Origin of the sequence: Pseudaminobacter soli (ex Li et al. 2025) (genome assembly GCF_029892515.1) — a bacterium.
GTDB classification, from domain to species: domain Bacteria; phylum Pseudomonadota; class Alphaproteobacteria; order Rhizobiales; family Rhizobiaceae; genus Pseudaminobacter; species Pseudaminobacter soli_A.
Map to the genome: position 1 here is coordinate 2,215,034 of NZ_JARXVF010000001.1, position 10,992 is coordinate 2,226,025.

Genomic DNA, 10,992 nt, shown 5'->3' on the forward strand with positions numbered 1-10,992 from the left:
CGCGCGGGCCGCCGCCCGATAAACTGCGCGCGGCGAGATTCTGCGATTCTGGAGGGGCGAAATGGAATTCGAATTTCCCTGGCCGATGAGCCAGGGCGAGTGGCTGGCATGGTCCTCCGCTGTGGTGACCGTGCTGTTCGGCCTGATACTTTTGTTCCTGCCGCGGATTTCGCTGCGCATCCTGCGCCTGCAGCCGATCGAGACCAAGCCCGAGGCGGTCGCCGAAGCGCGCGCCACCATGTCCGGCTTCTATCTCGGCCTGGGCCTATGCTGCATCCTGCTGGCCCAACCGCTGCTTTATATGGCGCTCGGCTTCTCGTGGCTGCTGACGGCGTTTGGCCGCATGATCTCCATGCTTTCCGATCACGGAAACAAGCTTTACAATTGGGTTTGGCTGCTTGTGGCGCTGGTGCTCGGGGCCCTGCCGTTGGCCTTCGCCTTCGGCCTGGTCGCCTGAACGGAGCCTCGCCTCCGGGACATATGTGCCCAGGATGCGACAAATCTGCCTGAATGGCGCATCTTCAACGTGTTGCGACTCTGAAAGGCCTGTGCTAGACGGCAATCGACTTTCGATCGGGGGATGCGACAGCCGTGTCCCTGCGATTGATAAAACGCAGCAAGGTCAAAGATTTAGCCAGAGTTACCGACTCGCGCCCAGATCTTCCGGCCTGTCAGACAAGAGAAAAGACGGACCGTGGCACAGTCTAGCTCGCCGATCTCCGCAGTTGCTGAACGTTATGCGGCCTCGCTGTACGAACTGGCGGCGGATGCCAATCAGGCTGCCAAGGTCGAATCCGACCTCGGCCGCTTCGAGGCTCTGCTCGAAGGTAGCGAAGATCTCTCCCGCATGATCAAGAGCCCGGTGTTCTCCGCTGAGGAACAGGCGCAGGCCATCGAGGCCATCGCCGCCAAGGCGAAGATCGACGGCCTCGTCGGCAATTTCCTCCGCGTGGTGGCGCAGAACCGTCGCCTCTTTGCGCTCCCGGGAATGATCAAGGCGTTCCGCGTCATTGCCGCTGAGCAGCGCGGCGAGGTTTCGGCCGAGGTCGCCTCGGCGCACGAACTGACGGCTGCTCAGCAAACCGAACTGAAGGCCACGCTGAAAAGCGTTGCCGGCAAGGATGTCTCGATCACGGTTACCGTCGATCCGTCGCTTTTGGGCGGCCTCGTCGTGAAGCTGGGCTCGCGCCAGATCGACACATCGCTCAAAACCAAACTCAATTCGCTCAAGCTTGCACTGAAAGAGGTCGGCTGATGGACATCCGCGCTGCGGAAATATCCGCAATCCTAAAAGATCAGATCAAGAATTTCGGCAAGGAGGCTGAGGTCTCCGAAGTCGGTCAGGTTCTGTCCGTCGGCGACGGTATTGCCCGCGTTTACGGTCTCGACAACGTCCAGGCGGGCGAAATGGTCGAGTTCCCCGGCGGTATCCGCGGCATGGCGCTGAACCTCGAAAGCGACAATGTCGGCGTGGTTATCTTCGGTAACGACCGCGACATTAAGGAAGGCGACACCGTCAAGCGTACGGGCGCCATCGTGGATGTCCCCGTCGGTCCGGGCCTGCTCGGCCGCGTCGTCGACGCACTCGGCAACCCGATCGACGGCAAGGGCCCGATCGTCGCCGCCGAGCGTCGCCGCGTCGACGTCAAGGCTCCCGGCATCATCCCCCGCAAGTCGGTGCACGAGCCGATGTCGACTGGCCTCAAGGCCATCGACGCGCTCATCCCGGTCGGCCGCGGCCAGCGCGAGCTGGTCATCGGTGACCGTCAGACCGGCAAGACCGCGATCATTCTCGACACCATTCTGAACCAAAAGGCGATCCACCAGAGCGGCCCGGACTCCGAGAAGCTGTTCTGCGTCTACGTCGCCGTCGGCCAGAAGCGCTCGACCGTCGCACAGTTCGTGAAGGTGCTCGAAGAGCGCGGCGCGCTCGAATACTCGATCATCATCGCCGCGACCGCTTCGGACCCGGCCCCGATGCAGTTCCTGGCTCCGTTCGCCGGCTGCGCCATGGGCGAATACTTCCGCGACAACGGCCAGCACGCGCTGATCGGCTACGACGACCTGTCCAAGCAGGCCGTGGCCTACCGCCAGATGTCGCTGCTGCTCCGCCGTCCGCCGGGCCGTGAAGCCTACCCGGGCGACGTTTTCTACCTGCACTCGCGTCTGCTCGAGCGCGCCGCCAAGCTCAACGACGAGAATGGCAATGGCTCGCTGACGGCTCTGCCGGTCATCGAAACCCAGGCCAACGACGTGTCGGCCTACATTCCGACCAACGTGATCTCGATCACCGACGGCCAGATCTTCCTCGAGACGAACCTGTTCTTCCAGGGTATCCGCCCGGCCGTGAACGTGGGTCTGTCGGTGTCGCGCGTCGGCTCGTCGGCTCAGATCAAGGCTATGAAGCAGGTTGCAGGCTCGATCAAGGGTGAGCTCGCGCAGTACCGCGAAATGGCGGCCTTCGCGCAGTTCGGCTCCGACCTCGACGCCGCCACGCAGCGCCTGCTGAACCGCGGTGCACGTCTGACTGAGCTCCTGAAGCAGCCGCAGTTCTCGCCGCTGAAGACGGAAGAGCAGGTCGCTGTGATCTACGCCGGCGTGAACGGCTACCTCGACAAGCTGGCCCTCAATCAGGTCGGCAAGTTCGAGCAGGGTCTGCTTTCCTACCTGCGGGCCGAGGGCAAGGACGTCCTCGACGGCATCCGCAAGGAGAAGGCGCTGAGCGACGACCTCAAGGGCAAGCTCAAGGCTCACATCGACGCTTTCGCGAAGAACTTCGCCTGAGGCTGACGGATAAGGCATGGCTTCTCTAAAGGACCTCCGAAACCGTATCGCCTCGGTCAAGGCGACGCAGAAGATCACCAAGGCGATGCAAATGGTCGCCGCGGCGAAGCTGCGCCGCGCCCAGGAGGCGGCGGAAGCAGCCAGGCCGTATTCGCAGCGCATGGGTGCGGTTCTGGCCAACATCACCAAGGCGGTCGGCACCAATGGTGATGCGCCCGCCCTGATGGCTGGCACCGGCAGGGACGACGTGCATCTGCTCGTCGTCTGCACGGCCGAGCGCGGCCTGTGCGGCGGCTTCAACAGCCAGATCTCGCGTCTGGCCCGCGAGCATGTCCGCAAGCTCCGGGCCGACGGCAAGACCGTCAAGATCATCACGGTCGGCAAGAAGGGCAACGACATCCTTCGCCGCGATTTCAGCTCGCTTATCATCGATAAGATCGAGCTGCGTGAGGTCAAGCAGGTCGGCTTCGCCAACGCCGACGCCATCGCCAAGAAGGTGATTGCCCTGTTCAACCAGGGCGGCTTCGACGTCTGCACGCTGTTCTATTCAGAGTTCAAGTCGGTGATCAGCCAGGTTCCGACTGCGCAGCAGCTCATCCCGGCCGCGGCTCCTGCCGCCGGCGAAGAGGATGTGTCGGGCGGCGCCGTCTACGAATACGAGCCGGAGCCGGGTGAAATCCTGAGCGACCTCATCCCGCGCAACATTTCGGTGCAGATCTTCCGGGCGCTGCTCGAAAACGCTGCCGGCGAGATGGGTGCCAAGATGAGCGCCATGGACAACGCGACGCGTAACGCTGGTGACATGATCAACAAGCTGACGATCACCTACAACCGTCAGCGTCAGGCGCAGATCACCAAGGAACTCATCGAAATCATTTCGGGCGCGGAAGCGCTCTAGCACGTGAGGCCGGGAGGCTAGCCTTCCCGGCGGTTCATGTGGAAACGGAAACGGACCAAGAGGTTACAGCATGGCTAAAGCAGCTACACCTAAAGCGGCTCCGGCGGCCGAAAAGGCCCCGGCAGCAAAGAAGGCAGCGCCCGCCAAGGCGGCTGCTGCGAAGGCTTCGGCCGCAGTGCAGAGCAAGGGTGCGGCCGGCCGCATCGCGCAGGTCATCGGCGCCGTCGTCGACGTGCAGTTCGATGGCGAACTGCCGCCGATCCTGAACGCGCTCGAGACCGACAACGGCGGCAACCGCCTCATTCTCGAAGTGGCGCAGCACCTCGGCGAAAACACCGTTCGCTGCATCGCCATGGACATTTCGGAAGGTCTGGTTCGCGGTCAGGCCGTGTATGACACCGGCTCCCCGATCATGGTTCCGGTTGGCGACGAGACGCTCGGCCGCATCATGAACGTCATCGGCGAGCCGGTTGACGAAGCTGGCCCGGTCAAGACCAAGGCCCGCCGCGCCATCCACCAGCCGGCCCCGGAATATGTCGACCAGTCGACGGAAGCCCAGATTCTCGTCACCGGCATCAAGGTCGTCGACCTGCTCGCGCCTTATGCCCGCGGTGGTAAGATCGGCCTGTTCGGCGGCGCCGGCGTCGGCAAGACCGTTCTGATCCAGGAACTGATCAACAACGTCGCGAAGGCGCACGGTGGTTACTCCGTGTTCGCCGGCGTGGGCGAGCGTACCCGCGAGGGCAACGACCTCTACCACGAAATGATCGAATCGGGTGTGAACAAGGACCCGCACGAGAACAACGGCTCGACCGAAGGTTCCAAGTGCGCCCTGGTGTTCGGCCAGATGAACGAGCCGCCCGGTGCGCGCGCCCGCGTCGCCCTCTCCGGCCTGACCATCGCTGAGCACTTCCGCGACCAGGGCCAGGACGTGCTGTTCTTCGTGGACAACATCTTCCGCTTCACGCAGGCCGGCTCGGAAGTGTCCGCTCTGCTCGGCCGTATTCCTTCGGCCGTGGGCTATCAGCCGACGCTCGCCACCGACATGGGCGCGATGCAGGAACGCATCACGACCACGAACAAAGGCTCGATCACGTCCGTGCAGGCCATCTACGTGCCGGCCGACGACTTGACCGACCCGGCGCCGGCAACCTCGTTCGCGCACCTTGACGCGACGACCGTTCTCAACCGTGCGATCTCGGAAAAGGGTATCTACCCGGCCGTGGATCCGCTCGACTCGACCTCGCGTATGCTCGACCCGCTGATCGTCGGCGAAGAGCACTACAACGTCGCCCGTCGCGTTCAGGAAATCCTCCAGCGCTACAAGTCGCTGCAGGACATCATCGCCATCCTGGGCATGGACGAGCTGTCGGAAGAGGACAAGGTGACGGTTGCCCGCGCCCGTAAGGTCGAGCGCTTCCTGTCGCAGCCGTTCTTCGTGGCCGAAGTGTTCACCGGCTCGCCCGGTCAGCTGGTGCCGCTCGAAGACACCATCAAGAGCTTCAAGGGTCTGGTCGAAGGCGAATACGACCACCTGCCGGAAGCGGCGTTCTACATGGTCGGCTCGATCGATATGGCCATCGAGAAGGCTCAGCGTCTGGCTGCCGAAGCGGCATAAGACGAAAAACTGCGCAGCGCGGGCGAGAAAGCCCGCGCTTTCGTGGCATGGCTTTCCGCTTAGAGCGGCTGAAACCATGCCCACCACGGTCCCGAACTTTGTGAGACATCATGGCTGAAGCTTTCAAATTCGAACTGGTCTCGCCCGAGCGCCTGCTCGTCTCGGAAGAGGTTCAGTCCGTCGTCATTCCGGGTGCGGAAGGCGAGATGACGGTTCTGGTCAACCACTCTCCGGTGATGACCACGATCAAGCCGGGCGTCGTCACGGTGAAGTCGGTCAGCGGCCAGGAAGAGCGCTATGTGGTGTTCGGCGGCTTTGCCGACATCCTGCCCTCCGGCTGCACGCTGCTCGCCGAATCGGCGACGTCCGTTAAGGACATCGACCGCGCCGAGCTGGCCCGTCGCATCCAGGAAGCGCGTGAAGACGCGGCCGACGCCAAGGACGACGAGGACAAGACCCGCGCCGAGGCTTTCCTTGCCCAGCTCACCACGCTGGAAGGCGCGATCCTGCCGGCCTGATAGGGCGCGAAATGCGATGAACGAACCAGGGCGGGTGGCAACACCCGCCTTTTTCTTTGGGCGCGGTTCTGCGTTCCCAAGTCCCACCGACCCTAGCTGAACCGCCGACCTGGCCGCTGCCGCAGGCCCGCTCGCGCCGTTGTCGCCACGCGCGCCAACCCTACATCTATATAAAATTCCTATTTCTTTGCCTGGGCGGTTGTCTCGAACCTTTATGCCGCCGGTGACATTTTCGGCCCGCATCTGACGACCGCTGCGGCTCTTTTTTTGTTCTTTGCCGGCGCGGTGTCTTCCTCAATCAGACCATGCCCGCGCCTTAGGCGCAGGCGCATTGTTGCGTGCAAAGGAAAGCCTATGTGGGATTTCATTGTCGTTGCGATCGGCGTCGTCTCCTTCGGGCTGTTCTACGCCTACACGCTGGGCTGCGACCGGCTTTAGAGGGCGTGCCGTGGATTGCAATCGCCCCCTAAGCCTTTGTTTTTTCGCGCATGATCCTAACCGAAAAGTCTGCAACTTTTCGGGATCACGCTCCAGGAGAAGAGAGCCATGTTGATCGATTATCTGCTCGGCGGCGGGGTCAGCCTCCTGCTTACCGCCTATCTCATCCTCGCGCTTCTGCGCCCCGAGCGCTTTTGACCGCAACCTCATATTGAAAGCTGCAAGACCATGACCCTCGCCGGCTGGCTTCAGATCCTTATCTTCTGCGGGATCATCATTCTTCTCGTTAAGCCGCTCGGCGGCTACATGACGCGCGTCTACCAGGGCGAGCGCACCTTCCTCTCCTTCCTGTTCGGACCCTTCGAGCGCCTGCTCTACCGGCTGGCCGGAACGAGCGAAAAGGAAGAGCAGCACTGGGTCGGCTATGCCGCGGCCCTGCTGGCGTTTAACCTCGTGGGAATGCTCGTGCTTTACGCATTGCAGCGTTTTCAGGCGAGCCTGCCCTTCAACCCTGCCGGAATGAGCGCGGTCGATCCCGCACTTGCCTTCAACACCGCCTCGAGCTTCGTCACCAACACCAACTGGCAGAACTATGGCGGCGAAAGCACCATGTCCTATCTGGTGCAGATGGCCGGGCTGACGGTGCAGAACTTCGTTTCCGCAGCGACCGGCATGGCGCTGGCCATTGCACTGGTGCGCGGCTTTGCGCGCCATTCGGCGAGGTCGGTCGGCAACTTCTGGGTCGATCTCACCCGGTCGACGCTCTACGTGCTCCTGCCGCTTTGCGTGGTGCTGACGCTGTTCTACGTCTTCCGCGGCGTGCCCCAGACGCTCGGCGCCTATGTCGAGGCCACCACGCTCGAAGGCGCACGCCAGACGATCGCGGTCGGCCCAGTAGCCTCGCAGCTCGCGATCAAGATTCTGGGTACCAATGGCGGCGGCTTCTTCAACGCCAATTCCGCCCATCCCTTCGAGAACCCTGATGCGCTCACCAATCTGGTGCAGATGGTTTCGATCTTCGCCATCGGTGTAGCACTTACCAATGTCTTCGGCCGCATGGTGGGTAACCAGCGCCAGGGCTGGGCGATCTTGGCAGCCATGGGCGTTCTGTTCATCGCCGGTGTCATCGTCGCCTATTGGGCGGAAGCTTCAGGCAATCCGCTGCTCCACCAGCTCGGCCTCGCCGGTGGCAACATGGAGGGCAAGGAGGTTCGCTTCGGCATCCCGTTGTCCGCGCTGTTTGCCGTGGTCACGACGGCTGCCTCCTGCGGTGCGGTGAACGCCATGCATGACAGCTTCACCGCGCTTGGCGGCATGATCCCGATGATCAACATGCAGCTTGGCGAAATCATCGTCGGCGGCGTCGGCGCGGGTCTCTACGGCATCTTCGTCTTCGTAATCGTGGCGATCTTCGTCGCCGGCCTGATGGTCGGGCGCACGCCCGAATATCTCGGCAAGAAGATCGAGGCCAAGGAAGTGAAGATGGCGATGCTGGCGATGCTGTGCCTGCCGCTTGCCATGCTGGGCTTCACCGCCATCAGCGTGGTGCTGCCTTCGGCCGTGTCGTCGATAGCCAATCCGGGGCCGCACGGCTTCTCGGAGATCCTCTACGCCTTCACCTCGGCCACCGCCAATAACGGTTCGGCGTTTGGCGGGCTGAGCGGCAACACGCCCTGGTTCAACCTCACCATCGGGATCGCGATGCTCATGGGGCGCTTCCTGGTCATTGTGCCGGCGCTGGCCATTGCCGGCTCTCTGGCGGCCAAGAAGACGGTTCCGGCCTCGGCCGGCACGTTCCCCACCGATGGCGGCCTGTTCGTCGGCCTGCTGGTCGGCGTCATCCTAATCGTCGGCGGCCTTACCTTCCTGCCGGCACTGGCGCTCGGCCCCATCGTCGAGCACTTCGCCCTCGTTGCCGGCCAGACCTTTTAAGTTGGGATTACGAAAATGAGCCATATGAAACCGGCCAGTATCCTTGACGCCAAGATCATTGTTCCGGCCATCTGCGGGGCCTTCGTTAAGCTCGATCCGCGCGCGCTTGCCAGAAACCCGGTGATGTTCGTCGTCGCCGCCGTTTCGCTGCTGACGACCATCCTGTTCCTCAAGGACATCTTCACCGGCGGGCAGCACCTGCTCTTTTCCTTCCAGATCATCATCTGGCTGTGGTTCACGGTGCTGTTCGCCAATTTCGCGGAAGCCGTGGCCGAGGGACGGGGCAAGGCGCAGGCGGATTCGCTGCGCCGCACCCGCACCGAAACCCAAGCCAAGCTGCTGACGGGTGAAGACCGCAGCAACTACACGATCGTGCCCGGCGCCGGCCTCAAGGTGGGCGACGTGGTGCTGGTCGAGGCGGGAGATATCATTCCCTCCGACGGCGAAGTGATCGAGGGTGTGGCCTCAGTTAACGAGGCCGCCATTACCGGTGAATCGGCGCCGGTGATCCGCGAATCGGGCGGCGACCGCTCGGCCGTCACCGGCGGCACGCAAGTCCTGTCCGACTGGATCCGCGTACGGATCACGGCCGCGGCTGGCTCGACCTTCCTCGACCGCATGATCTCGCTGGTGGAAGGCGCCGAGCGCCAGAAGACGCCGAACGAGATCGCGCTCAACATCCTGCTTGCCGGCATGACGCTGATCTTCGTTCTGGCGACCGTCACCATTCCGAGCTTTGCCACTTACGCCGGCGGCGCGATCCCCGTCGTGGTGCTGGTGGCGCTGTTCGTGACGCTGATCCCCACCACCATCGGCGCGCTTCTGTCGGCCATCGGCATTGCCGGCATGGACCGGCTGGTGCGCTTCAACGTGCTCGCCATGTCGGGCCGCGCGGTCGAGGCCGCCGGCGACGTCGACACGCTCTTGCTCGACAAGACCGGCACGATCACGCTCGGCAACCGCCAGGCCAGCGAATTCCTGCCGCTCAGCGGCGTCAGCGAGCAGGAGCTGGCCGATGCCGCGCAGCTGGCCTCGCTTGCCGACGAGACGCCGGAAGGCCGCTCGATCGTCGTGCTCGCCAAGGAAAAATACGGCATCCGCGGCCGCGACATGCGCACGCTGCATGCCCATTTCGTGCCCTTCACCGCGCAGACCCGCATGAGCGGCGTCGATGTCGACGGCAGCTCCATCCGCAAGGGCGCGGTGGACGCCATCCTCGCCCAGCTCGCCAGGAGCCCTGCCATGGCGATGGCGAGCGATTCGCCCACGCCTCCCGCGCGCGTTTCCAGTGCGCGCGCCGAGGAAATCCGCGCGATTGCCGAACAAGTCGCCAAGTCCGGCGGCACGCCGCTCGCCGTCATGCGCGACGGCAAGCTGCTCGGCGTCATCCACCTCAAGGACATCGTCAAGGGCGGCATTCGCGAACGCTTCGCCGAACTGAGGCGCATGGGCATCCGCACCGTCATGATCACCGGCGACAATCCGGTGACGGCGGCGGCGATTGCGGCGGAAGCCGGCGTGGACGATTTCCTCGCCCAGGCAACGCCCGAGAACAAGCTGCAGTTGATCCGCGACGAGCAGGCGAAGGGCAAGCTGGTGGCCATGTGCGGCGACGGCACCAACGATGCCCCGGCACTTGCGCAGGCCGATGTGGGCGTGGCTATGAACACCGGCACGGTGGCGGCGCGCGAGGCCGGCAACATGGTCGACCTCGATTCCGACCCGACCAAGCTCATCGAGATCGTCGAGATCGGCAAGCAGCTCTTGATGACGCGCGGCGCACTGACCACATTCTCCATCGCCAACGACATCGCCAAATATTTCGCGATCATCCCGGCGATGTTCGTAGCCTTCTATCCGCAACTGCAGGTGCTGAACGTGATGAAGCTGGCCACTCCGCAGTCGGCGATCCTTTCTGCGATCATCTTCAACGCGCTGATCATCATCGCGCTGATCCCGTTGGCGCTGCGCGGCGTCAAATACCGGGCGGTGGGTGCGGCTTCGCTCCTGCGCCGCAACCTCTTCATCTATGGCCTTGGCGGCATCGCCGTGCCCTTCGTGGGCATCAAGGCTATCGACCTCGCCGTCTCGGCGCTCGGCCTCGCATAAGGAAGGCAATCATGCTGAAGCAACTTCGTCCCGCGCTGGTGATGATCGTGGTGTTCACCGTCCTCACCGGACTTGCCTACCCGCTGGCCATGACCGGTATTGCCGGCATTCTGTTTCCCAAACAGGCGGCGGGCAGCCTGGTTACCGAGAACGGTAAGGTGGTCGGCTCGCAGCTGATCGGCCAGAACTTTGCCAGCGACCACTACTTCCATGGCCGCCCGTCGGCGACGACGGGCGCCGATCCGGCTGATCCGTCGAAGTCGGTCCCTCAGCCTTACAATGCCGCCAACTCCGGCGGCTCCAATCTCGGTCCGTCGAACTCGGCGCTGATCGAGCGCGTGAAGGGCGACATGGAAAGGCTGAAAGCGGAAAATCCGGGCCAGCCGGTGCCGATCGACCTGGTGACCACCAGCGGCAGCGGGCTTGACCCGGACATCTCGCCGAACGCCGCCTATTTCCAGGTGCCGCGCGTGGCCAAGGCGCGCGGAATGTTGGAAAACGACCTGCACGACCTCGTCGCCAAGAACGTGCAGCAGCCGGCCTTCGGCGTCATCGGCGAGCCGCGTGTCAATGTGCTGGCGCTGAACCGGGCGCTCGACGCGCTGGGCAAGAACTAAGCTCACGGCGCGCCGATTGATTTCGGCGCGCCTTTGCACGAGGAATCAGACGGGCAGGTCTTGCCCGGAACCGAGTGG

10 protein-coding genes are annotated in these 10,992 nt (G+C 63.4%); all 10 read left to right on the forward strand.

The window, feature by feature from the left end; genetic code table 11:
• Nucleotides 1-61: 61 nt before the first annotated feature.
• The 10 genes from M2281_RS10615 (at nt 62) to M2281_RS10660 (ending at nt 10,914) form a co-directional block, all read left to right on the forward strand.
• Nucleotides 62-457 carry a DUF4345 family protein gene (locus tag M2281_RS10615; protein WP_280821018.1) on the forward strand — a complete coding sequence of 132 codons (396 nt, stop codon included), beginning with the start codon at nt 62-64 and terminating at the stop codon, nt 455-457.
• A gap of 237 nt (nt 458-694) precedes the next feature.
• Complete coding sequence (locus M2281_RS10620) at nt 695-1,255, forward strand: F0F1 ATP synthase subunit delta (protein WP_280821019.1); 561 nt, start codon at nt 695-697, stop codon at nt 1,253-1,255.
• The gene (atpA, locus tag M2281_RS10625; protein ID WP_280821020.1) at nt 1,255-2,784 is read left to right on the forward strand and encodes a F0F1 ATP synthase subunit alpha; all 1,530 of its coding nucleotides are present in this window, start codon (nt 1,255-1,257) and stop codon (nt 2,782-2,784) included. The genes M2281_RS10620 and atpA overlap by 1 nt, the downstream gene beginning before the upstream one ends.
• Nucleotides 2,785-2,800: 16 nt before the next feature.
• Nucleotides 2,801-3,682, forward strand: a complete 882-nt coding sequence (locus M2281_RS10630; protein ID WP_280821021.1) for a F0F1 ATP synthase subunit gamma — start codon at nt 2,801-2,803, stop codon at nt 3,680-3,682.
• 70 nt (nt 3,683-3,752) lie between these two features.
• Nucleotides 3,753-5,300 (forward strand): F0F1 ATP synthase subunit beta, encoded by a 1,548-nt coding sequence (gene atpD, locus M2281_RS10635; protein WP_280821022.1) that lies wholly within the window; start codon nt 3,753-3,755, stop codon nt 5,298-5,300.
• Between the two features lie 110 nt (nt 5,301-5,410).
• Nucleotides 5,411-5,818, forward strand: coding sequence for a F0F1 ATP synthase subunit epsilon (locus tag M2281_RS10640; protein WP_280821023.1), 408 nt, complete (start codon nt 5,411-5,413; stop codon nt 5,816-5,818).
• A 546-nt stretch (nt 5,819-6,364) separates the two neighbouring features.
• A complete protein-coding gene (kdpF, locus tag M2281_RS10645; protein WP_280821024.1) occupies nt 6,365-6,454 on the forward strand; it encodes a K(+)-transporting ATPase subunit F in 90 nt (29 codons plus the stop codon).
• A 30-nt stretch (nt 6,455-6,484) separates the two neighbouring features.
• Nucleotides 6,485-8,188: a potassium-transporting ATPase subunit KdpA gene (gene kdpA, locus M2281_RS10650; protein ID WP_280821025.1), complete on the forward strand. Its 1,704-nt coding sequence runs from the start codon at nt 6,485-6,487 to the stop codon at nt 8,186-8,188.
• Nucleotides 8,189-8,212: 24 nt separating this feature from the next.
• A complete protein-coding gene (gene kdpB / locus M2281_RS10655) occupies nt 8,213-10,297 on the forward strand; it encodes a potassium-transporting ATPase subunit KdpB (RefSeq protein ID WP_425537711.1) in 2,085 nt (694 codons plus the stop codon).
• Nucleotides 10,298-10,308: 11 nt separating this feature from the next.
• Entirely contained in the window at nt 10,309-10,914 is a 606-nt protein-coding gene (locus tag M2281_RS10660; protein ID WP_280821027.1) for a K(+)-transporting ATPase subunit C, read from the forward strand.
• The last annotated feature ends 78 nt before the right edge of the window (nt 10,915-10,992 follow it).

Excerpts from the sequence above, each read along its gene's own strand:
- M2281_RS10615 (WP_280821018.1), top strand. The coding sequence starts at position 62 with ATGGAATTCGAATTTCCCTGGCCGATGAGCCAGGGCGAGTGGCTGGCA.
- atpA (WP_280821020.1), top strand. The coding sequence starts at position 1,255 with ATGGACATCCGCGCTGCGGAAATATCCGCAATCCTAAAAGATCAGATC.
- M2281_RS10630 (WP_280821021.1), top strand. The coding sequence starts at position 2,801 with ATGGCTTCTCTAAAGGACCTCCGAAACCGTATCGCCTCGGTCAAGGCG.
- atpD (WP_280821022.1), top strand. The coding sequence starts at position 3,753 with ATGGCTAAAGCAGCTACACCTAAAGCGGCTCCGGCGGCCGAAAAGGCC.
- M2281_RS10640 (WP_280821023.1), top strand. The coding sequence starts at position 5,411 with ATGGCTGAAGCTTTCAAATTCGAACTGGTCTCGCCCGAGCGCCTGCTC.
- kdpF (WP_280821024.1), top strand. The coding sequence starts at position 6,365 with ATGTTGATCGATTATCTGCTCGGCGGCGGGGTCAGCCTCCTGCTTACC.
- kdpA (WP_280821025.1), top strand. The coding sequence starts at position 6,485 with ATGACCCTCGCCGGCTGGCTTCAGATCCTTATCTTCTGCGGGATCATC.
- kdpB (WP_425537711.1), top strand. The coding sequence starts at position 8,213 with ATGAAACCGGCCAGTATCCTTGACGCCAAGATCATTGTTCCGGCCATC.
- M2281_RS10660 (WP_280821027.1), top strand. The coding sequence starts at position 10,309 with ATGCTGAAGCAACTTCGTCCCGCGCTGGTGATGATCGTGGTGTTCACC.